The organism is Tardiphaga sp. P9-11, assembly GCF_008329525.1.
GTDB lineage: Bacteria > Pseudomonadota > Alphaproteobacteria > Rhizobiales > Xanthobacteraceae > Tardiphaga.
In genome coordinates this window covers 221,687-242,724 of the sequence record NZ_NPKQ01000002.1, presented here as the reverse complement: position 1 = coordinate 242,724, position 21,038 = coordinate 221,687, and the positions used below count along the sequence as shown (strand labels likewise).

Genomic DNA, 21,038 nt, shown 5'->3' with positions numbered 1-21,038 from the left:
CTTTGGAGGCGGCAGTGGCATCAGCAATTGAGCTTATTGTCAGGGCATATATCCAGGTCGGTGATCGGGCCGCGCTGGTCGGTCTGCTGGATCATCGAAAGCGAATCGCCAAAGACCTACGAAGCCGAACCAGCTTCAATTTTGCCGTGCCGTTAGATGCCGTCGAGACTGAAATCGACGTCATAGAGGCAGGCGTGGCCACATTCGATAAATTGCCGTCCTAATATCGCGGTGCGTGCTCTTCTTGACTCTCCGCGGCTTCATGCGACGTTGTGCCGATAGCAGCAGGGAGAGCGATGTGGCGACTGGTACAGTAAAGTGGTTTAACCCTAGCAAGGGCTTCGGCTTCATTCAGCCAGATGCCGGCGGCAAGGACGTGTTTGTGCACATCTCCGCTGTAGAACGGGCGGGATTGAGCACGCTCAACGAGGGTGCAAAGGTCAGCTACGAAGAACAGGAAAACCGCGGGAAGACGTCGGCAGAAAACTTGCGCGTCGGCTGATTACGGCGACTGTTGACCGAGATTTCGACCCGCCGGATTTGTCCCCCGGCGGGCATTCATTGTCATCCGCACTTCCCGCAAAGTGAGAACTGCTGCTCGTATGTTCGTGCTTTGCGCTGTATCAAAAATTAAATGCAGCTGCGGAACGTAAGGACAACAACCACAACGCCGAAGCCTCCTCTGTTCAGAAGAGTCCCGGACTGAGATCGAGGCCATAAGTCATGGCCAGCAGCGATACGAAGAGACCCGCCGCTCCGAACCAGACGAGATGGATCCACGGTGGAGTTTTTGTTGCGGACAGGAGCGCGGCTGGCTGTTTCAGTGCGACTGGCATGGTGACCTCTGATTGCTCGCCCCATCATAGGTGCGGCAGCCTGTCGCTGAGGTTCAACCTAAAGCGACGATTTTCCCCATGAAGGCGTCTGGCCAACCTGCAAGGAGCTCGCAGGTTCGATCCTTCGTCACGAGCGTCTGTCGCCTAGCGCATCGAGCGCGGGCTTGATTGCCCACCACGCAATCCAGCATCCGGCGATGGCAAATGGAGCGGCGACCAAGAGCGCAAAGGCTCGTTCCTGCATCTGTGTGCCCTTCTAGTCAGGATCGCCGATGCTCCGTGGCGGAACTCGCCATCTCGATAATTTCGCGTAACCGAGCGTGAAGCACCTCAACATCAACGACATCGAGAGAGGCTTCCGCGATGATTCTGATAGCTTCAAGGGCTTCGGACTGGTCCATGGTCGTGTTCCTTATGCGTCAGCGCGGGAGCATAGGCAGGCAGCGAGCGAAGGTCACACGGCTTGGCCAAGCCCTTCCGCCTCGAAATATGGCGTCAGTTTTTCTAGAATTTCCTGCGCGAAGCGGTCGAGTTCCCAAGTGATGGCATCGTTGTATCCAGGTGCGTGACGGTGGACCGTGTCACGGTCAACAGCAACAACTCTCTCGATGCCGTTTAACTTAATCCTGCCGACGACATGCGTGCCGTTCCAATGTGCGCGTCCGGTCACTCTCTAACTCCAAGCTGCGATGCGTGCTCATAGCTCAGCGAAACGTCCTCGCCAACGAGCATCCCACAAGGCAGATGGAGCTCATGGCCAACTGTGGCATCGGCGCCGCAGTCTTATTCCGATGGCGGGGAGGGCGTCACGGAGATTTGGTCAGGAGCGCGGAGGCATTCCAACAAGATTCCGAACCATCGCCCCGGCAAATCAATTCAAGTGCGTATTGCCAGGATCAGGGAAAGATCACTCTGTTACGCTTGGCGCGCGTTTCAGAGTGACCACAGCGGTACCCCCGCCGGTCGCCGGTGTCGGATTCTTATACGTGAGCTCATCGTTTCTGATCGCGATGAAGCGTTTCTTATTCGTGTTGTCCCACGCGGGAAAGCTGCCGCCGATAATGTGCAAGGATATCGAATTGTCAGTTTCACTGACTTTATAATCGCCAAACATAACGATCATTCCCTCCAGAGCGGCCTTGCCTTCGCCGGCAGTCGGAAAGTCGCGGTTGCCATATTTGGCCCGTCGCGCACGTATGAGATTTATTGAGAAGTGACCTGCTGCATCGAACATGAAGTATCCTTTCGGATCCGAACCAAATACCTTGGTTGTTTTTCCGGTCTTTTCATTCTCGTTTACAAATGAAATGACGCTCCAAGTACCTACCAGCTGCTGTTTTAGCGGCTCTGCTGCCCGCGCGGACAAAGTGCAGAATGTAAGAGCTGCGACTATCGGAATCATGAATACTGCTTTCATGCGTGCTCCCTCCGTTCCTCCTCTAAATCATTGTGCCAGGCGGCCGGCGGTCAACGGAGCAATTCATAGAGCAACACGGCACCGGCGGCCGGCCATTCTGATTGGCCACATCAAAACGTGGGCATGCGTTAGAAAAAAGGCGAAAAATTCCGAAATGTGCCAACACGCCTTGTAGCCGATGGCGAGGGAGAGCGTCGTATCTGCAGTAACCCTCCGTCACGATGGGGCGCGGCATCACCCAAACGGGGTATTCTCGTTTCGCTGTGGCGTGGTAGTCGCATGGCCAACTCGCGACAAAGCGATAGCTGGGATGGTAAATGAGTGTGAGTATTGAGCAGGCCATCGCGGCCGTGGAGGCTGCTGAGTTGCTTTCTGCCAGCATGAGGGATTTGGCGGCACTTCGTCAACGTGTCGCGCAAGCCGAGTCGATCAGCCCCGCCGCGCGAGCGCGAAGACGAACTCGACATCCCAATCGATATGAACACAAGCGCAATCATGTGTATCCACGGGCGGCACTGCAGAAGTAGTAGCCGAAGCGACACAAGTGGATCACTTGGTCCTGCTGTAGCCTGCGCCTGTCAGCTTCACCTGGTCGTCCACAACTTCGACGAAGCCCATCTCCAGGAGCTCGCTTAGTTGGTCTTCCGTTATTGGAGACAACTTCAGCCGCCCACCGCTAATATCGCGGAGCGTCCAGAGAAGTTCAATATCGTCTTTCCAGTTTCTCATAACGCCGGCTGCTTGCTGCGCTGTTTGCCCTGAGGCAGCATCAAGTCGTGGCGGCGATATCGCAAGGGAAAATTGCGTAAGAACGCCGGTAGCATCTGCAGAATCGTGTGTGTCACGATGCCCGCGCTGATAAGTCGTGAACGGCGCGTAACCCAATTGGGTGATGCTTCTAAATTAGCGGCAAAGAGATCAGTTCGTTAAGCTTTGACGTACAAGATTGCTCCAAGCGGCCTTCGTATTCGCACCGCGACTAAGACCCGCCGAATTCGTCCTCGGCGGGTTTTTCTTTGCCCTCATGCGATCGGCTTTCAAGCAACCAGATCACAAGCCCCACCGCAATTCCGAACATGAGCACGCTCGCGCCCAGCGACGCCAAGTCGAAAGACAGCCAGCCTTCAGGTGGGGCAACAATGATTTGCGCTAGCGGCAAGTTGGCCTCCTTTGGAAGTGGAGTCTGCCTTCATTGGGGTATGAGGATCACCGCAGTGAACAATGGCGAGTAAAATTTAAGCGGCGGTTGCGAGAAAGGAATACCTGGAAGGTATCCGGCGACGCCTTGCGCGCTAGCCGCAGCGGTCTACTAGCCCACGACATCCCCTAAAGGGTCGAGAGTGTGCGTACATAGAATGCACTTGGATTACTTGCCATTGCAGCACAGACTGTCGATCTCAAGCGCGCTTCGTCTAGAGAGCGATGCGATTTGCGTTCTTCGAATATGCCGGTTCAAGTAATCTGAGAATGCCACATTTGCTGAGCATCGATCCGATTTCGTCGAAACAACTATTCATACCCCGCTAGCGATTTTGACAGGAGATGATGATGTCTTACGACAGCTATCGAGAATCTCTGATCGAAAGCTATTATGAGCACCAGCTCGTGAGTTTGGTGAACTCATTCGACCCAGCAAAGCCGACTGTGATTCTGCTTCCTGGAGGGATGGGTTCTCAACTCGAGCGAACTGAAGCGCCGTACCCACAGAGTCCGAACGTTATCACTGACGTCATTTGGATGGACCTGGGCATTATCCTAAGCCGGGATGCGGTCAAAACCATGATAGATGGACCAGCGCCGAGCGAGAAGGAAAAGGATATCGAGTCATACGTAGTTGCAGCGCACGGACCAATTAGCTTTGGATTTGGGGGGCAAACGCCCTACGACGAGCTTAAGGATTTCGCGGCGCAGGAAGCTTGGAATTACGGCGTTTTCGGATTTGATTGGAGACGGCCGTTGGCGGAAAGCTCACGCCATCTCCGACAGTTTATCATTTCGTTTCGAGCACGCGTTGTTTATTCGTATGGAATTGATCCGATCCCTGGGCTTACACTTGTCTGTCACAGTATGGGCGGCATGGTTTGCGTCGATGCACTCCGAAACAGTCAGTTTAGAAATCTGGGATTCCACGCGATTCTAACAGTGGCGACTCCGTTCTACGGGACTTCAACGCACCAGGAGCGTTACTACAGTGGGATGCCGGGAATACTGAACCGCATTTATTCGGCGAAGCGCGTCACGGAGATTGTGGCCTCTCTTCCCGGACCGTTCAGCCTGATGTTTTTGCCCAAAAGCGTTTATACGAGAGATGGCGCGAAACTTGGATTGACCCAGTACCCTCAGGTGGATCCTGCTGATGGTTCCGACGCGGACCCGTTCGACGCGGCAATGTTCAGTCGCTGGCCGTCCGCCGTTGCCGATCACAAGGCCTATCTTGCACGAGCAAAGCGCGAACTTGAGAATGTCTCACGACCGATTGATCCGGTCATCGCGCCATACTTCTTTAACGCACGCTCATCACTCGACCTTCAGACGGCGGTGAAAATTGAGTGGGAGAACATTGATGGTTCTCGCTTCAATCCCGGATCATCGCCGAGTCCTTTGCGCGGCCGGCCCGGTCCAGGTGACGGCACCGTTCCATTCTGGTCTGCGTGGCATGCGTACTGTCGACCGAGCAATCGGTTTGAACTGGCGATCGCCAAGGATCATGGAACTCTCTTAGAAGAGCCTGAAGTTTTGGGCTTGATCAAATTCGTCGTCGAGAACCGCAAGCTTCCGAAAGTAAAATCGCGAAAGCGAGCATCTTCGAAGCGGGCCAGCGTAAAACAGGTAGCGACGGTATTGGACGAGTGGGTGCAAACGAAGAAGCAAAGGCGAGCGCCCCCGGAAAAGTTATTTCAGAGGCCGATTGTGCGAGCGATCCTTGGGAATCTGATTGCAGGCACGAAACCGAAGATGCTTCCGGCTGAAGCAAAACGTCCGGCGCTTAAAAAGCGTAAAAGGAAGTAGCTTTGAAAGCGTGGCCGTATTTGCTGGAATTTCGGCGATTACGGCACCCCCGACCTTTTCAAAATTTAGAAATTTAGTCGGAGCGCCCTGCGACGTTTGGACTGCAGCGCCGCGCCCCCCGACCAGGGGTGGGGTATGGTGTGGGTGCCGCTGATGCGGTGGCCACAGGCAACGATCGTCGGTCACCGCAGCGCCGTCCCGCTATCCCGCCTTGCGAGCGAAGTGCTCGAGGCCGGCCGAAATGTTGTCCACCATCTATGGCGACATCACATCGCCATTGTGCATGGATTCGACGCGGAGCTTACAGTCCGAAGAGTGCTTTGATGCTAGTTGGCGTGATTGTCGGAGCCGTTTCGATGTCTGGTTCGTCTGGCATTACGACACGCAAAAATCGCTGGTGAACTACCAATTCAAGAATTCTTTCGTGATATCAAACGGACGATGTCTGGTCCTGCATGTTAGACTTTTATCGACAAAGAATTTGATTGTGAGCTGGAAAAACAAGCGCATCCTCTGCGCGGGTCGAAAGCCCAAACGTTAGCCGAATGCCATTCCGGATAGTCGGCGATCACCATTTTTGTCCAGGGGCCGCACGCGCATGTCCAAGGCGCGAGCCCAAAGGTGTGCGGGGCCGCCTAACGTCGGTCATTTCGCCCCTGGACTTTGACAGTTGCTCGAAAGGCAAAACGTTATGCGCAACTCTTCAGCTGCAACCTCCGTCAATGACGCGCCCACGACGACCCGAACCGCAATCGGCGAACTGCTGGCTCGAAGGGGAGTGGATCTAATCCTCTCCATTGAAGATCAATACGCCCTCATACAATGCCAGGTCAGTTCAGCGATGGCAGCGCGCATGCTTGCGCCGCTCAAAGGCAACGCCGTAGGCCAATTCCGGGTCCTGTCAGACAACCTGGTCGAAATCGATGCTTCGGTCACGATCGCGATGGGGCGGCGAATGCTGGGGGCTCGGGCCGCTGCGCTCGGCGAGGGCCGGCGTTTGCATTAAAATTTTGAGTGTTCGGAAGGGGCCGATTCGGTGCCTTCCGACCTCAAAAAGCCGCCTGAAACCGGCGTCGTGCTTCCCCGGTGCTTCCCCGCAACAAACGCCGCAGCATTTGGCGGCGAGATCGCAGAGGAAAATCAAATGATTTCAAAGTGTTATATGGTCGGAGCGAGAGGATTCGAACCTCCGACCCCTAGTCTCCCAGACTAGTGCGCTAACCGGGCTGCGCTACGCTCCGATGGGGCATCGTGTAGCTTCGATCCGGCCGCGGCGCAAGAAGCCAAAGGCAATTCATGGCACGGGGCAGTTCACGGATATCTCCCTGGGGATTTCTTTGAGTATCGGCTGCACGAAGCATTCGTGCAGCTCTCCGCTGGTCGATGGGGCGCCGGTCGACGAGGTGAATGGCCCGGGATTGCGCTCGGGCCTCGTTCTCGTCAGGCGGCCGCGATTGGCCTTGGCGTTTCGCTGGCCTACCACCGATAGCGCAGCGTCCCGATCACCGTGCGGCCCTGGCTCAGATAGCAGTAGCCGGCGTTGCAGACGGCGACCTTGTCATCCGCGATGTTGTTGGCATTGATCGAGGCCTGATAGCCGACAAGCTGCGGCTTGACCTTGCCGAGATCGTAGCGGAGCGCCGCATCGAACAATGTGTAGCCCGCGTTGCGCATGAGGTTGTCGTTGGTGGTCCAGGTCGAGTCGATGTAGCGCACACCGAAGCCGGCGCCGAAGCCATCGAAGGCGCCTGTGCGGGCGGTGTAATTGAGCCAGCTCGACGCGGTGTGTTTGGGCGTCACGGCTGGTGTCTTGCCGACCTCGGTCGCAATCGTGCTCTGTGTGATCTCGGCATCCGAATAAGTATAGGCCGAGACGGTCTCCAGCTCTTCGGTCAATCGTGCACGTGCTTCGAGTTCGAAACCCCGGACGCGGATTTCGCCGACCGACGTGTAATAGGCGACGCCGTTGACATAGCCCGCGAGCTTTGCCGCATTCCTTTCCTTGAGGTCGTAGACCGACGCGGTGAGCAGGACATCCGGCCGTGGCTGATACTTCACGCCGCCTTCGATCTGTTCACCTTCGGACGGCGGAAGCACGATGCCGTCGATGCCCATCAGGGTGTTGGGCTGGAATGACGTCGCGTAACTGACATAGGGCGCGATGCCGTTGTCGAACAGATAGAGCAGTCCCGCGCTGTAGGAGAAAGCCTTGTCGTTGCGGGCGCTGGTGACCGCGCCGGTCAGGGCGTTGGTCTGCGTCTGATCGGCCCAGTCCTGCCGGCCGCTGACGGAGAGCCGCCAGTTGCCGACGCTCATCTGGTCCTGCACGTAGATGCCGACCTGTTCCTGCACCGAGCGCGAACCCGATGTGTAAGCCGGCGTCGCACCGGCGATGCCATAGACCGGATTGAGCGTGTTCAGCGCGTAGGCCGGATTCACCGGGCCGAAGCCCAGGCGGAAGTCCCAGACGTTGTGATCGTAATTGACGCCGAACAGCATTTTGTGAGTGAGCGCGCCGGTAGCGAAATTGGCTTCGAGATTGTTGTCGGTCTGCCAGCTGGTCTGTTCGTCACCGACCGCAACCGCGCCGCGATCGTAGATGGTGGAGGTGGGCGTTGCGAAGCTTCCGCTCAGATAGCGCGACTCCGCCTTGAGCGCGCCGAAACGCGTATGCTGGCGGAACGTGAACACATCGTCGAAGCGATGTTCGAGCTTGTAGCCGACCTGCGCCTGTTCCTGCCGGAGATAATCATATTTTGGATCGCTTCCACGCATGTTCAGGATCTGCCCATTCCTGTTCAGAACGGCAACGCTGGCATCGGTCTCGTCCTTCTGGAAAATGCCGTAAACCGTGATCGTGGTGTCGATGGTCGGGCGCCATGTCAAAGACGGTGCCAGCATGAAGCGCTCGTCAGCGATATCGAAATTGGTGTCGCCGGCGCGCCCGACGCCGACCAGGCGATAGAGCAGGGACTTGTCGGGATTGGCCGCGCCGCCAATGTCGAAGGCCGTCTGGAAGCGGCCATAGGTGCCGCCTTGAACGGAGATCTCGTTGATCTGGTTTTCCGTCGGCAGTTTCGAGCGGCGATCGATCAGGCCACCCGGCACCGACTGGCCATAGAGCACGGCGGCCGGCCCCTTGATGACCTCGATGCTGCTGAGTTGATAGGGCTCGGTGCGAAACGTCGTAAAGCCGGCCGGGAATTGCTTCAAACCATCGCGGAAATCGCCCAACGTGGTGGTCGAAAAGCCGCGCACGTAGATCTGGTCGAAGCGGGGGTCGTAGCCGAAGCCGCCGGTGGTCACGCCCGAGGAATAGCGAACGGCCTCCGGAATGCTGGTCACGCCGCGATCGTCGAGTTCCTTGCGGTCGATGACCGATACCGAACGCGGTGTCTCGATCAGAGGCGTATCGGTCTTGCTGGCCGAAGCGCTCTGGCTTGCGACATAGCCGTTGACCGTCTGATAGGAGCGTTCGGCCCGCGATGACGTTGCCGCTGGCACGGGAATTGTTGGCGTGCGCGCCGCGCGCGTGCGGCGGGCGCCGCGCGTTGCCGATCGCGTGGTGGCGCCGGCCACATCGCGCGAACGCGGCCGAGGCGAATCCACGGTGACTGCGGGGAGCGTCGACTGTGCATAAGCATCGCGCGGAAGATCGCAGAACAGTGCCGCGAAACTGACAGAGCAGAGCAGTACGGTCTGCTTCTTGGTTTTGATAGCAAGTGATTTCATCATGACGCCCCGGTTAGCGCCGGTCACGCCGGCGTGTTTGAGCGTCTAACCAAGTTGCTCCCGGCTCGCACTATGGGGTTCGATAGAATTTATCTAGGCTCGTGCCCGAGACGATAGAATTGATCCAGATTGTGTAGATGCGCTTTGCATCGAGGCTGTGCTACACGATGCCTGCGACATTACGTCTTGTGTAAAAGTGTCGTTGCCCACGTGCGGATGCCTCGCGAACTATCATGTGCGAGGAAGAAAATTGTTGCTGTTTGTTTCGTGCTTCGCAAACGGCGCGCGATAATTGGTGAAGTGGAGCTCGCCTCAGCCAGCCATGTTTCTGGTCGCAGCTGAGATGTTTCACCCCTGCTTCTGTTGCTCTGATCTTCGTCTGTCTGCATGACGCAAAAGGCCCGGAAAAGATTTCCGGGCCTTCGCTGTGTCCAGCTAGCTGCGGTTAGTAATAGCCGTAGCTGCGATAATAACGCGGGCCACCATAGTAGCCGCCGCCGTAACCGTAGCGCGGACCATAGGCATAACGCGGGCCGTAATAGCGCGGACCGTAGCCATATCCATAGCCCGGACCGTAAGCGCCATACGCACCGGCCGCCAATGCGCCGGCCGCGATGCCGAGGCCAATTGCGGCGCCGCGGCCACCGCGCGCCTCAGCGGGTTTGGCTGTCATGGATGCCGCACCGACGGCAGCGATGGTGGCAAGAACAAGAGCTGTCTTTTTCATGTTGCTTCTCCTTCGTGTCGAGGAGTTAACGTGTCGCTCTTTTGAAGGTTCGGTTCTAAGGCGGGAACATCGCGAGGAAATTCCACGTTGTTCCGGGAACCAATTGCGTTGCGGCTTCCGCAAAAGCGGTGCCAGAAAAAACAATGGCCCGGAGCGAACTCCGAGCCATCAAACGCAGACGTACATCCGGTCCGCGCTTCCTTAACTCCACAGTGAGTCGAGAAGGTTAATAAATGTCTAATGTCGATACGTGACGACATGATGACCGATTGCGGTCATCCCGTTGGGCCATCGACTTTCCTGTGATCCCTGTCAGGCAAGATGCCGCTGCCCGGCGTCTTGTTCTCGTCGGTCAGTTCCGGCTTGTCGTGCGGACCGGCCGGCGGAATTTTCTGATCAGGCTTCGGCTGTTTGTCGAAATCGCGGTTCTTTGTCTGCTGTGTCATGCCAGGAGAACGGCTCAGTTTCTTGCGTGTTCCCTGTGATGACGAATGCCCATCGCGAATCAGGCGGGAGTCTGGCACGGCTCGGACATGCGGGCCCTGCGTCGATGTGCTCCATTTTGCGCGGAACTTTCCGGGCGGTAATGGCTTGTCCCGCGATATCTTTAAAGGAAGGAATAAATTGTCATGATCAAGAAACTGGCTCTGCTGGCGGCTGCGGCCGTTCTCTATGTCGCAGCACCTGCAGGCCCCGCGTCTGCGCAGGGCATCAATGTGCAGATCGGCGGCGGTGGATATCACCACCGTGATCGTGGCTATCATCGCGGCTATGGCTATCGCCCGAGCCGTGGCTATGTGCGTCGCGACTACGGTCACCGCAACCACGGCGGTTATTACCGCGGCGGGCGAACCAAGACTGTGATCGTTCGCTAACGGACGTAAGTGGTTTGAACGAAGCAGCCTCGCGCAAGCGAGGCTGTTTTCGTTTGCGCACTCCCGCGATGGCCCTGCGCACTCGCTAGCGCGAGAGCCAGGGCTCGGAGAGGTAGCGCATCAGCTTGGCTTCGCGGCGGCCGCGCGAGACAGTATCGAGACCGAGGCCTGCAAACAGCGACATTACTGCTACCAGCATGATGCCGACCGAGAGCACGGCGGTCGGCAAGCGCGGTACGACGCCTTGCTCGATGAAGGTGATCGCGAGCGGGATCGACAGGATCACTGACGTAGACGCCAGCGTGATGGCAATCGTGGTGAAGAATCGTAGCGGCTTCTCGGTGCGATACAGCTTGAGAATGGTGCCGAGAATGCGGAAGCCGTCGCGCCAGGTATTCAGCTTGCTGACGGAGCCCGGCAAGCGTGCGAAATAGGGCGTCTTGATCTCGGCGACCGGCATCGATAGCTCGAGCGCGTGGACGCTGAGCTCGGTCTCGATTTCGAATCCATCGGACAAAACCGGCATCGATTTGATGAAGCGACGCGAGAACACGCGATAGCCAGACAGGATATCCTCGAAACCGCGGCCGAAAATATTGGCGAGGAACTTCGTCAACAACATATTGCCGGCGCGATGGCCCATGCGATACGCGGCGTCCACCTGATCCTCGCGATGGGCGACGACCATATCGAGATGGTCCCCGATCAGTTTCTCGATCATCGCAGGTGCGCTCGCAGCGTCATAGGTCGCGTCGCCATCGACCAGCAGATAGATCTCGGCCTCGATATCGGCGAACATGCGCCGGACCACATGACCTTTGCCCTGATGCCGTTCGCTGCGCACCTGCGCGCCGGCCTCGCGGGCGATGGCGACCGTGTCGTCTGACGAGTTGTTGTCGTAGACGTAGATGTCGGCCATCGGCAGGACCTGACGGAAATCGGCGACGACCTTGCCGATGGCCGCGGCCTCGTTGAAGCAGGGGATCATTACGGCGATGCGAATACTGGCGTCAGTCATCAGGCGCGATGTCCCATCGTGTCCGCGGACGCCGCACGCAATTGCGCCGTGGCCATGTATTGTTGAGCGGCGACGAACATGCCCCACATGATGCCGAGCATCATCCAGAAATGGCGCCAGTGATCGGTGTCGATGATGAAGGCTTCACCGACGGTGCCGAGATAAGCCGCGAACACCGCGAGATAAGCGCGCTGCCAAGGCACGCGGACGAAGATGTAGCGAAAGCCGAGCAGGGCCGTGATGAACACCAGCGCGGGATAGCACACGCCCGAGATCCAGCCGCCGGACATGAAGGCGTTCAGATAGGAATTGTGGGTATCTTCAGGGAAGAATTTGGTGAATTGCAGCGGGCCGATGCCGAACGGCAGGTCGAGCGCCATCTGCGCGCCGAGGATATGCCGGCCGAAGCGGCCGAAGCGGCCTTCGTCGTATTTCTGATCGAACGAGGCGCGCTGCTTGAACATGTCGGCGATGAAGTCGAATTGCAGCAGGATCACGATCACCAGCGCCACGACGGCGACAGCCGCCAGCGCCATGATGATGATGCGCGAGCGCTGTTTGTTGGACTGGCTGGTCAGCACCATCAGCATCAGCATGAAGGCCGAGGTGATCGCCAGCAGGCCCCAGGCAGCGCGGGAGAAAGCGAGCAGGACCGCGAGCGCAATGACGCCGAGCGCAATGGCGCTGCGGAGCGAGCGACCGAAACCGTCGCTGACGACGCTCTGCAAACAGAACAGCGCCGGCAGCACCAGGAAGGCGCCGAGCACGTTGGGATCCTTGAACGTGCCGGCGGCACGGCCGTAGAGTGTAAACATCTCCGCGCCGGGGATCAGATGCAAATAGCCGAGGATGCCGGCCAACGACGCGACGAGCGCGCCGACGATCAGGCCGCGGCGCAGCAGATCGATGCGCGCCAGCGTGTCCTCCGACATCACCAGCGCGACGAATATCGCCATGATGGCCATGTACCAGGAGGTCAGGATCCAGTTCACGATCGGCGCCTTGTCGAGCAGATAGGCGGCGCAGATCGTGTAGCCGAGATTGACCAGGAACAGCAGGAGCAACAGCGGTATGAACACCAGCCGCATGCGCAGCCCCGACGCGAAGAACACGACCATCGCGGTCAGGGTCGCGATCTCGAAGGGGCTGGGCTCGATGAAGACGATGGCGCCACCGAAACCCATCGCCCACAGCAGCGCGCGCTGCAGCGTCACCACGGCGGGAGGTGCCGCGGGCGAGGCGAGGTAATGATCGGCTGAAGCGTGAGTGCTCATCGTGGCATCACTCTACGCAGGCGGGGTTGACGAGAGGTGTAGGCCGGCGGCGCGTACCAACCCTCAGTAGGCGTTCTCGTTCTTGGTCAGCAGCGACACCGGCGTCTTCAGCATGATGTAGGTGTCGAACAGCACCGACCAGTTTTCGATGTAATAGAGATCGAATTCGACGCGCTTCTGCAGTTTCTCCTCGCTGTCGACTTCGCCGCGCCAGCCATTGACCTGGGCCCAGCCGGTGATGCCGGGCTTGACGCGGTGACGGGCAAAATAGCCGTCGACGGCCTCATCCAGCAACTGGCTCTGCACCTTCTGCTGTACGGCGTGGGGACGCGGGCCGACCAGCGACAGGTTGTTCTTGAACACCACGTTGAACAGCTGCGGCAATTCGTCGATAGAGGATTTGCGGATGAAGCGGCCGACGCGTGTAACCCGCTTGTCGCCCTTGGTGACGACGGTCTTGGCCAACGGGTCGGCCTGGTCGTGATAGAGCGAGCGGAACTTGAACACGTCGATGCGCTCGTTGTTGAAGCCGAAGCGCTTCTGCCGGAACAGCACCGGGCCGGGGCTGTCGAGCTTGATGGCGATGGCCACCAGCGCCATGAAGGGCAGTGCGGCGATCAGGATCAGGCCGCCGACGATATGGTCGAACAGCCACTTCATCACCAGATCCCAATCGGTGATCGGCGCCTCGAACACGTCGAGGGTCGGCACCTTGCCGAGATAAGAGTAGGAACGCGGGCGGAAGCGCAGCTTGTTGGTATGCGCGGACAGGCGGATATCCACCGGCAGCACCCACAGCTTCTTCAGCATTTCCAGAATGCGCGTTTCGGCCGAAATCGGCAGCGCAAACAACACGAGATCGACGCGGGTGCGCCGTGCGAATTCGATGATGTCATCGACCTTGCCGAGCTTCGGCGCGCCGGAGATCGTGTCCATCGAGCGCTTGTCGTTGCGGTCGTCGAACACACCGAGGATCTGGATGTCGGAATCTTCTTGCGCATTGAGGTCCCTGATCAGCGTCTCGCCATTGGAATCGGCGCCGACGATGATGGTGCGACGGTCGAGACGGCCCTGATGCGCCCATCGCTTGATCAGCGCACGCACGACGGCGCGTTCCGCGATCAGAGCAAAGAGACCGAGGAAGAAGAACGAGGACAGCCAGACACGCGACACCGCGCCGCCGACCTTGGCGAAGAACGAAACGCCGATGAACAGCAGGAACACGAAGGCCCATGCCGACGCCATGCGCGTGAGCTGCTTGATGTGGCCGCGGAAGACCTGCACCTGATAGATGTCGGCAGACTGGAAACACACCACGGCAGCAGCAGCCATCGCGAGGATCGCGGCGAGGTATTCCCACCTGAAGCCAGCTTCCGGCGCGACATAGAGCAAGTTGAGCGCGATGCCGATGATGCTGAGCATCAGGAAATCGACCACGCGGACGACGCCCGTGATGACGACGGGCGAGTAGGCGGCGCGCACTTTCTGATCGGCAACGGCGAGCGCTTCCGGCGTGAGGCGTCGACGACGTTCGAACCGGCGTTCGCCGGGCGCGTCCGTCGCGGCCGCGTCGATCATTGAGCGTGCGTTGATCGGGTCCAAGGTGAAATGTCCGTTGTTGCGCTGGCATGCGATGTCGCACGTCAAGCCTACCGCTTTTCACAAGAATTACCGGACAAATCGGAAGATTTGGTTACAGGTTAAGGAGAGTTAACGTTTCGCAAATGCGCTGCGGTAACCTTCGAGGACCCCCTCGACCATTGCGTCCTGGGAGAAGTGTTCCGCGATGCGCTCACGGAGCAATTGGGCACGTGCGCGCGCAGCGGAGATGTCATCAAGGGCAGTTTTGATCGCTGCGGCCATGGCGTCGACATTGTTCGGCTGGAACAGTGTCGATGTGTGCGATCCGAAGATTTCCGGAATGCCGCCGACATCGGCGGCGATCATCGGAATGCCGGCCGCGGCGGCCTCGATCACGACATAGGGCATCGAGTCGCCGCGTGATGGAACCACCAGCAGGCGTCCTTTCGAGAAACCGAAACGCGGTTTGACGTGGCCGATGAAGCGCACGGCGTCGCCAAGACCGAGGCGCTGGATCTGCGCCTTCAGCGCATTGGTCTCTTCGCCGTCGCCGCCCAGCGTCAAGGTGACGGGCTGACCGTTGGCACGAAGACGCGCGACGGCATCGACCAGCAAATCCGCACCCTTGATGCGACGGAACTCACCGACATAGCAGATATCGGTGGCGTCATCGGCGGGCTCGATGGGATCGAATTCGCCTGATGTCACGCCGTTGAACACGCATTTCACGAGGCCTGACGGCGTGCCGATCATGCGCTGGTAGGTGTCTCTGGCGAAGGCGCTCTCGAACAGGAACAGTTCGGTACGGTTCATCAGCACGCGTTCGAGACGGCTGTAGAAGGCGCCTTTCGCTGTATTTTGCGGGTAATGCAGCGAACCGCCATGCGGCGTGTAGATGCGGATGACGTTGTTCGACTTTGCCTTCAGGCGCACGAAGGCGCCGGCCTTGGCGCCATGGCCGTGCAGCACGTCGGGCTTCAGCCGGCTGACGAGGCGCATGAACTGCATCCAGACCAGAACGTCGCCCGGATGTGGCTCGCGATGGATCGGTAGACGATGGGTGCCCAGTTTCAGGCGCGGGGCGATCTCGGCCAGTGCATCGCGGGCGCGGTCGCCACCGGTCAGGCTGTCGGCGACGATGCCCACATGATGGCCGCGATCGGCCTGGCCGTTGGCTACATCGATGATGTGGCGAAAGATGCCACCGACTGGCGCGCGGACGGCGTGCAGGATGCGAAGCGGCTTGTCCGAAGGTGCGCTCATAATCAGAATCGGCATTCGCTGACGAGGAGGGCGTCGCCGGGAGCTGGGACGCACATCGGAAAATCCCTGAAGCAATTGAATCCAATAAGAGGCTTCGTCGTTAAGAAATCGTGTGGACGCTGGATTCCGCTGCAACGTCCGGTATCAATCTCCGAATTAACCGCACGGCAACCTTAATCATATTTAATCGGTTCCGTTCAGTAAGCGCAGTGGCGTTTTGTAGGGGTAGGCGATGCGTTTGGCATTCTGGCGTGCAAGCAAGGGCGATGCGTCAGTCGAACGGGCCATCAAGGTCCCTCCGGCGCCCAAGCCGGCTCCGGCTCCCAAAAAGCCCGAGAAGAATTCTGAGACAAATTCAGAGCGCGTGATTGCTGCGCCGACGCCTGATCTTGGCGATCTCGATCTGCGCGCGCTGTGGCAGGCGCTGCTCCGGCGCAAGACGTGGATCATCGTCCCGACGCTGCTGGCACTTGTCGGCTCGCTCGTGATCGTCAACATGATCACGCCGCGCTACAAATCCGAAGCGCGCATTCTCATCGATGGCCGTGAAAACATCTTCCTGCGGCCGAATGGCGAGCGTAACGAGGAGCGCACGTCGCTCGACGCAGAGGCCGTGACCAGCCAGGTACAGCTCGTGCTGTCGCGCGATCTGGCGCGCGAGATCATCAAGGCAAACAAGCTTGCCGAACGCCCCGAATTCGATCCGGTGCTGCAGGGTGCGCAGCCCTGGAAGTCGCTGCTGGGATTGATCGGCATCGGCCGTGATCCATTCTCCATGACACCGGAAGAGCGTGTGCTCGACGCCTATTACGAGCGTCTGACAGCCTATGCGGTCGATAAGTCGCGCGTCATTGTCGTCGAATTCCAGTCGCGCGATCCCGAGCTTGCGGCCCGCGTCGCAAATTCAGTCGCTGATGGCTATCTGGTGATGCAGCAGAACGCACGGCAGAATCAGGCCAGATCGGCAGGGCAGTGGCTGTCCGGCGAGATCGACGACCTGCGCAAGAAGGTCAATGATGCTGAATCGCGCGCCGAGGATTTTCGCTCCAAGTCGAGCCTGTTCATCGGCACCAACAACACGTCGCTGTCGAACCAGCAGCTCGGCGAGATCAACAGCCAGCTCAACAATGCGCGGTCGCTGAAGTCTGACGCTGAATCCAAGGCGCGGCTGATCAAGGACATGTTGCAGACCGGCAAGCCGATCGAATTCTCGGAAGTGCTGAATTCCGACCTGATCCGCCGGCTCTCCGAACAGCGCGTCACGTTGCGCGCGCAGCTCGCCGAGCAGTCCTCGACGCTGCTCGACAATCACCCGCGCATCAAGGAGCTGCGGGCGCAGCTCGGCGATCTCGACAAACAATTGCGCGACGAGGCCGCCAAGCTGTCGCGCATCTTCGAGAACGATGCCCGCATTGCCAGCGGTCGTGTCGATGGCCTCACCAACAATCTTGAGCAGCTCAAGCGCCAGGCTTCCTCCAGCAACGGTCAGGACGTGCAGCTGCGCGCGCTGGAACGCGAAGCCAAGGCGCAGCGCGATCTCCTGGAATCTTATCTGGCGAAATATCGCGAGGCGACAACGCGCGAGAACATCGAGGCGGCGCCGACCGATGGTCGCATCATCTCCCGCGCCATCGTCTCCAACACGCCGGCCTATCCGAAGAAGCTGCCGATCGTGCTGATCGCGACACTGGCGACGCTGATGCTCACGGCCGGCGGCATCGTAACCAGCGAGCTGCTGCGCATGACCGCGCCGCGTGGCGCGGCGCCGTTGATGCCGACCGCGCAGGCCCGCGTGACCGAACCGGTGTTCAAGCCGTTCGTGCATGACGTACCTGCGCCCGAGCCGAAGGCGGTTACCGCGCCCCCCATCGTGCCTGAGTCGGCTCCCGTTGCCGCGCCGCAGCCTGTGGTGCGCGACAGCCATCCCGAACTGGCTGCTGGTGTCAGCGAAATCGAGCAGCTTGCGCAGGAGTTTCGTGCGGCTGGCAAATCGGCGCGGAAGATCACGATTCTCGGCACGGGCCATGATGACAACATCGCGCTGACCGCGCTGACGCTGTCACGCATCCTGTCGCGCGACGCGAAGGTGGTGCTGGTTGATCTGGCCTCATCGTCGCCGACGCTGGAAGCCGTGTCGAACGATCCGCGTGCACCCGGATTGGCCGAGCTGATGCTGGGCGAGGCGTCGTTCGGGCAGGTCATCACCAGGGACCGGATGTCGGGCCTTCATATGGTGGCCGCGGGCCGTGCCGGTGCAGATCGTTCGCTGTTGCAGTCTCCGCGTCTGACCATGGCGCTTGATGCGCTGCTGCGCGTCTATGATCACGTGCTGCTGGATGCTGGCACGGCCGCCGATCTGCCGGCGGGACTTCTGACCGATCAGGCCCGCGCCGTGGTGGTGCCGGAAGTCACCATGAGCATGGAAGCGCGCGAGTTGATGGCCGAACAGCTCAAGGCCGTCGGCTTCGCCGATGTGAAGATGTTGCGCTCAGCGCCGCCGGCCAACGATCCGATTGGACCGGGCGGTCACGTGTTTGCGGCGTGATGCTTGCTTACCTCGCCCCGCCTAGCGAAGCTTCGCTTCGCCGGGCGGGGAGAGGTAAAGAAGGAGCCGTGTTCTCTAGCGCTGAAACGCGTGGCGCAGCATCTGCGCCATCTGCAGCAGAGCGGGGGTCTGCTTCACCAGCCGCTTGGCATGGGCGAAGGACGACAGCCCCATGGCGCCGAGCTTGCCGCGTGTGGTGAGCGGCACAAAACTGTCGAAGATCGGCTCGTCATCCTTGCAGAACATCCGCTTGTAGTCGTCGCCGCCGATGCCGAGATCCAGCGAGGTCACGCCGCGCTCGGCATAGGCATCGATGATGGTGCGCATCAGAATCAGGCCGGGGCTGTATTTGGCATTCTCCGACATAGTGTAAGTGTTGAACATCATCGAGAAGCGGCTGTCATCGGCGACACCGGCGAACATCGCGATCACTTCCTCGTCGCATGCGAGCGCGTGGACATCGATGGTGTAACCATCCGCGCGGGGCGTCGCGCAGGCCTGGCGGATGAAGGCCTCGACACCGGGCTCGGCGAATACGTTGGGCAGGTTCTGTTCGGCCATGCGCAGCGGCTTGATGGCGAAGAAGGCGTCGAGCACGCGCGTGACCTCGGCCTCCGTCTTCGCGTGCATGTAGCGATAGCCGGCAAGATTTCGGTACTTGCCTTCCTTGGTCTTCAGGCGCTTGCGGAACGAATTGCTGATGCGATCTGTCGCCGCTTCGCCGGGCACCATCTTCAGCACCGGGCAATCATTGGTCGAGGCCTGGCTTGGCAGCAGCGCGAGCGGATTGTCGATGCCAATCCAGCTTTTGGGCTGACGTACCAGCGCGAGGACGTCGACGGTTTCGCTGTGCTGCTGGATGCCGTGCAGCAGCGCGTCGATATCTGCCTTTGTCGCCTGCGCTGCGAAGTCGCGCCGGAACAGCGGCATGTTGAAGGTGACGTGCTTGCCGCCGAGATAGCCGGCAACGCGCATGCCGTTCTCGCGGCTGACGGCGAGCGGCAGCAGCAGCAATGGCTGTTGCGCAGCGTCATAGGCGACGACGATGAACGGCCGCAGGCCTTCCTGTGCGCCGATATGGGTCTGCCAGGCCGACTGGAAATCGAAGCGCTGATAGGGCGTGGAGAGCTGTTCGGACGTCTCAAGGCTGCGCCAGATGGCTTCGGCGGCGCTGAAATCGCTGATCACATCGACGCGTGCGATGCGGCTCGCAGCTGCCATCGCCACAGGTGTTTCCATCACAGCAGCCATGGTCATCGCGAGCCTGTTTCAGATTTTGTTTAGATTTTCAGGTTTGGGGCGACCTTTGCAAAGAAATGTCAACAAACAGTAATGACAATAGGTGACTGGCGAGGGGCATGATGCCGCTTTGGGGGAATCTGCGGTGTCATACAGGACTGGTTGGCGCGCGGCTCTTGCCTTCGAACTGACCTATCTCAGCGGCACGCACCGTCTGCTGGAAGGCACGTATGGTGGCGCCGGTATCATTCTCAAATTCGAACGCGTGCGGCCGCCGCGGCAGGACGCATTTCAGCCGTTGAAATCCCACGAGATCACGCCGGGTTTTCTCGACCGCGCCATTCGGGCGCTGAAGCGTTGGCCGGTCGATATCGTCGGCATCGACGAGGCCTGTCGCCGTGCCAGTGCGCCGCGAGAAGGATTGCGCTTCGTCGCGCTGACGTTCGATGGCGGCACGCGCGACTTCATCGATTTCGCCTATCCGCTTCTGGCCGCGCATGAGGTGCCGTTCACGCTCTATCTGCCGAGCGCATTTGCCGATGGGCTTGGCGCCATGTGGTGGCTGGCGCTGGAGCAGGCGATCGCGACGCATGACCGCATCAGCCTGATGATCGATCACCGGCAGCGGCATTTCGAAACGGCTTCATCCGTCGACAAGTATCGCGCCTATTACTACCTCGACAGTTGGATGCGGATACTGCCGCCGCATGAACTGGCTGTCGCGACCGACGATCTCTGCAAGCGCTACTCGGTCGATCTCGCGTCGCTGTCACGCCATGCGGCGTTGAGTTGGGACGACGTGGCGACTTTCGTGTCGAACCCACGAGCGACCGTCGGCAGCAGCACCGTGAATTATCCGGCGCTTGCTAATCTCGGCGATAACGCGGCGTTGCGCGAGATCGCCATGGGGCGGGCCGTGACGCAGGCGGCACTGCCTTACGCGCCGCGCCATTTCGCTTTTCCGTTCGGCGATGAGAGATCGTTCGACCAGCGTCACATCGCGATGGCGGGGGAGGCTGGCTTCGCCAGCGCCGTGACGTCGATCCCTGGTGTCATCAGGCCCGACAGTGGATCGGATATCCATGCGCTGCCGCGGCTGGCCTGGGACGGCCGGCGGACGTCGCTGCGCGCCTTGCGGGTGATGGTGTCGGGCTTGATGCTCGGCGCGGGGGCGCGGCGCTAGCCGGCCTCGGGATCCACGGGATCGGCTTTGCCCATCCAGCTGATGATCGGCATCGCTGGCAGCACCCAGCCGAGACCGGCGATCACGTAAAAGGCGGCCTGCAGCCAGCCATTATTGGCCAGCCACGGCGTCTGCGCCACGGTCATGCCGAGCAGCGACCACATCACCACGAGGATCAGCAAAAAGATGGTTCCGAAGAATTTGCGCGTGCGGATGGTCATGACGGAAATGTGCGGTCCAAAGTCGGTTTGGCATCGGGTTGGGCAAAGTACCCAACTTTGCAGGCCTTTGCGGGCGGACTATAAGGGGCTCGAAATTTCATTCAAAGCGCTGATTTTG

At 59.6% G+C, this 21,038-nt stretch carries 20 protein-coding genes and 1 tRNA gene; 7 read left to right on the top strand and 14 right to left on the bottom strand.

Annotated features, from left to right (window positions below; all coding sequences use genetic code 11):
* Window positions 1–14: 14 nt before the first annotated feature.
* Together CIW50_RS07455 and CIW50_RS07450 are read left to right on the top strand one after the other, a co-directional pair.
* Window positions 15–224 (top strand): hypothetical protein, encoded by a 210-nt coding sequence (locus CIW50_RS07455; RefSeq protein ID WP_149530644.1) that lies wholly within the window; start codon window positions 15–17, stop codon window positions 222–224.
* 74 nt (window positions 225–298) lie between these two features.
* Window positions 299–502: a cold-shock protein gene (locus CIW50_RS07450; protein ID WP_149530643.1), complete on the top strand. Its 204-nt coding sequence runs from the start codon at window positions 299–301 to the stop codon at window positions 500–502.
* Between the two features lie 594 nt (window positions 503–1,096).
* On the opposite strand, the gene CIW50_RS28965 is transcribed toward CIW50_RS07450, so the two are convergent.
* The 4 genes from CIW50_RS28965 to CIW50_RS07430 all read right to left on the bottom strand — a co-directional run bounded on the left by CIW50_RS28965 (window position 1,097) and on the right by CIW50_RS07430 (window position 3,412).
* Window positions 1,097–1,237: a hypothetical protein gene (locus CIW50_RS28965; protein ID WP_172980258.1), complete on the bottom strand. Its 141-nt coding sequence runs from the start codon at window positions 1,235–1,237 to the stop codon at window positions 1,097–1,099.
* Between the two features lie 53 nt (window positions 1,238–1,290).
* On the bottom strand, window positions 1,291–1,506 hold the full coding sequence (locus CIW50_RS07445; protein ID WP_149530642.1) for a hypothetical protein: 216 nt from the start codon (window positions 1,504–1,506) through the stop codon (window positions 1,291–1,293).
* A gap of 237 nt (window positions 1,507–1,743) precedes the next feature.
* Window positions 1,744–2,253 carry a lipocalin-like domain-containing protein gene (locus CIW50_RS07440; protein WP_149530641.1) on the bottom strand — a complete coding sequence of 170 codons (510 nt, stop codon included), beginning with the start codon at window positions 2,251–2,253 and terminating at the stop codon, window positions 1,744–1,746.
* A 979-nt stretch (window positions 2,254–3,232) separates the two neighbouring features.
* Window positions 3,233–3,412, bottom strand: coding sequence for a hypothetical protein (locus tag CIW50_RS07430; protein ID WP_149530640.1), 180 nt, complete (start codon window positions 3,410–3,412; stop codon window positions 3,233–3,235).
* Window positions 3,413–3,801: 389 nt separating this feature from the next.
* On the opposite strand from CIW50_RS07430, the gene CIW50_RS07425 reads away from it, so the two are divergent.
* Both CIW50_RS07425 and CIW50_RS07420 read left to right on the top strand, forming a co-directional pair.
* On the top strand, window positions 3,802–5,262 hold the full coding sequence (locus tag CIW50_RS07425; protein ID WP_149530639.1) for a lipase family protein: 1,461 nt from the start codon (window positions 3,802–3,804) through the stop codon (window positions 5,260–5,262).
* 691 nt (window positions 5,263–5,953) lie between these two features.
* Entirely contained in the window at window positions 5,954–6,268 is a 315-nt protein-coding gene (locus tag CIW50_RS07420) for a hypothetical protein (protein ID WP_149530638.1), read from the top strand.
* Window positions 6,269–6,425: 157 nt separating this feature from the next.
* Here CIW50_RS07420 and CIW50_RS07415 read toward each other — a convergent pair.
* The 4 genes from CIW50_RS07415 to CIW50_RS28960 form a co-directional block, all read right to left on the bottom strand.
* Window positions 6,426–6,503 (bottom strand) — tRNA-Pro (locus CIW50_RS07415).
* Window positions 6,504–6,738: 235 nt separating this feature from the next.
* On the bottom strand, window positions 6,739–8,994 hold the full coding sequence (locus CIW50_RS07410; RefSeq protein ID WP_172980257.1) for a TonB-dependent siderophore receptor: 2,256 nt from the start codon (window positions 8,992–8,994) through the stop codon (window positions 6,739–6,741).
* A 445-nt stretch (window positions 8,995–9,439) separates the two neighbouring features.
* Window positions 9,440–9,721, bottom strand: a complete 282-nt coding sequence (locus tag CIW50_RS07405) for a hypothetical protein (RefSeq protein ID WP_149530636.1) — start codon at window positions 9,719–9,721, stop codon at window positions 9,440–9,442.
* 275 nt (window positions 9,722–9,996) lie between these two features.
* On the bottom strand, window positions 9,997–10,167 hold the full coding sequence (locus tag CIW50_RS28960) for a hypothetical protein (protein WP_172980256.1): 171 nt from the start codon (window positions 10,165–10,167) through the stop codon (window positions 9,997–9,999).
* A gap of 183 nt (window positions 10,168–10,350) precedes the next feature.
* On the opposite strand from CIW50_RS28960, the gene CIW50_RS07400 reads away from it, so the two are divergent.
* Complete coding sequence (locus CIW50_RS07400; RefSeq protein WP_149530635.1) at window positions 10,351–10,596, top strand: hypothetical protein; 246 nt, start codon at window positions 10,351–10,353, stop codon at window positions 10,594–10,596.
* 85 nt (window positions 10,597–10,681) lie between these two features.
* On the opposite strand, the gene CIW50_RS07395 is transcribed toward CIW50_RS07400, so the two are convergent.
* The 4 genes from CIW50_RS07395 to CIW50_RS07380 form a co-directional block, all read right to left on the bottom strand.
* Entirely contained in the window at window positions 10,682–11,614 is a 933-nt protein-coding gene (locus CIW50_RS07395; RefSeq protein ID WP_149530634.1) for a glycosyltransferase family 2 protein, read from the bottom strand.
* On the bottom strand, window positions 11,614–12,888 hold the full coding sequence (locus CIW50_RS07390; protein WP_149530633.1) for an O-antigen ligase family protein: 1,275 nt from the start codon (window positions 12,886–12,888) through the stop codon (window positions 11,614–11,616). Before CIW50_RS07390 ends, CIW50_RS07395 begins: the two co-directional genes overlap by 1 nt.
* A gap of 63 nt (window positions 12,889–12,951) precedes the next feature.
* Entirely contained in the window at window positions 12,952–14,490 is a 1,539-nt protein-coding gene (locus CIW50_RS07385; RefSeq protein ID WP_172980255.1) for an undecaprenyl-phosphate glucose phosphotransferase, read from the bottom strand.
* Window positions 14,491–14,598: 108 nt separating this feature from the next.
* Window positions 14,599–15,732 (bottom strand): glycosyltransferase family 4 protein, encoded by a 1,134-nt coding sequence (locus CIW50_RS07380; protein ID WP_149530632.1) that lies wholly within the window; start codon window positions 15,730–15,732, stop codon window positions 14,599–14,601.
* 232 nt (window positions 15,733–15,964) lie between these two features.
* Here CIW50_RS07380 and CIW50_RS07375 point away from each other — a divergent pair, with 232 nt between their 5' ends.
* Window positions 15,965–18,277, top strand: a complete 2,313-nt coding sequence (locus CIW50_RS07375) for a GumC family protein (protein WP_149530631.1) — start codon at window positions 15,965–15,967, stop codon at window positions 18,275–18,277.
* Window positions 18,278–18,352: 75 nt separating this feature from the next.
* On the opposite strand, the gene CIW50_RS07370 is transcribed toward CIW50_RS07375, so the two are convergent.
* A complete protein-coding gene (locus CIW50_RS07370; protein WP_149530630.1) occupies window positions 18,353–19,534 on the bottom strand; it encodes a GNAT family N-acetyltransferase in 1,182 nt (393 codons plus the stop codon).
* A 127-nt stretch (window positions 19,535–19,661) separates the two neighbouring features.
* Between CIW50_RS07370 and CIW50_RS07365 the strand changes: the two genes are divergently transcribed.
* Window positions 19,662–20,699 (top strand): polysaccharide deacetylase family protein, encoded by a 1,038-nt coding sequence (locus CIW50_RS07365; protein ID WP_149530629.1) that lies wholly within the window; start codon window positions 19,662–19,664, stop codon window positions 20,697–20,699.
* Here the strand turns inward: CIW50_RS07365 and CIW50_RS07360 are convergent.
* Window positions 20,696–20,920 carry a DUF2842 domain-containing protein gene (locus CIW50_RS07360; RefSeq protein ID WP_149530628.1) on the bottom strand — a complete coding sequence of 75 codons (225 nt, stop codon included), beginning with the start codon at window positions 20,918–20,920 and terminating at the stop codon, window positions 20,696–20,698. The two genes, CIW50_RS07365 and CIW50_RS07360, sit on opposite strands and share 4 nt — an antisense overlap.
* Window positions 20,921–21,038: the final 118 nt, after the last annotated feature.

Bases quoted from the DNA above. Each gene is read 5' to 3' on its own strand.
- CIW50_RS28965 (WP_172980258.1), bottom strand. From the start codon at position 1,237: ATGGACCAGTCCGAAGCCCTTGAAGCTATCAGAATCATCGCGGAAGCC.
- CIW50_RS07440 (WP_149530641.1), bottom strand. From the start codon at position 2,253: ATGAAAGCAGTATTCATGATTCCGATAGTCGCAGCTCTTACATTCTGC.
- CIW50_RS07425 (WP_149530639.1), top strand. From the start codon at position 3,802: ATGTCTTACGACAGCTATCGAGAATCTCTGATCGAAAGCTATTATGAG.
- CIW50_RS07420 (WP_149530638.1), top strand. From the start codon at position 5,954: ATGCGCAACTCTTCAGCTGCAACCTCCGTCAATGACGCGCCCACGACG.
- CIW50_RS07410 (WP_172980257.1), bottom strand. From the start codon at position 8,994: ATGAAATCACTTGCTATCAAAACCAAGAAGCAGACCGTACTGCTCTGC.
- CIW50_RS07405 (WP_149530636.1), bottom strand. From the start codon at position 9,721: ATGAAAAAGACAGCTCTTGTTCTTGCCACCATCGCTGCCGTCGGTGCG.
- CIW50_RS28960 (WP_172980256.1), bottom strand. From the start codon at position 10,167: ATGACACAGCAGACAAAGAACCGCGATTTCGACAAACAGCCGAAGCCT.
- CIW50_RS07400 (WP_149530635.1), top strand. From the start codon at position 10,351: ATGATCAAGAAACTGGCTCTGCTGGCGGCTGCGGCCGTTCTCTATGTC.
- CIW50_RS07395 (WP_149530634.1), bottom strand. From the start codon at position 11,614: ATGACTGACGCCAGTATTCGCATCGCCGTAATGATCCCCTGCTTCAAC.
- CIW50_RS07390 (WP_149530633.1), bottom strand. From the start codon at position 12,888: ATGAGCACTCACGCTTCAGCCGATCATTACCTCGCCTCGCCCGCGGCA.
- CIW50_RS07380 (WP_149530632.1), bottom strand. From the start codon at position 15,732: ATGAGCGCACCTTCGGACAAGCCGCTTCGCATCCTGCACGCCGTCCGC.
- CIW50_RS07375 (WP_149530631.1), top strand. From the start codon at position 15,965: ATGCGTTTGGCATTCTGGCGTGCAAGCAAGGGCGATGCGTCAGTCGAA.
- CIW50_RS07370 (WP_149530630.1), bottom strand. From the start codon at position 19,534: ATGACCATGGCTGCTGTGATGGAAACACCTGTGGCGATGGCAGCTGCG.
- CIW50_RS07360 (WP_149530628.1), bottom strand. From the start codon at position 20,920: ATGACCATCCGCACGCGCAAATTCTTCGGAACCATCTTTTTGCTGATC.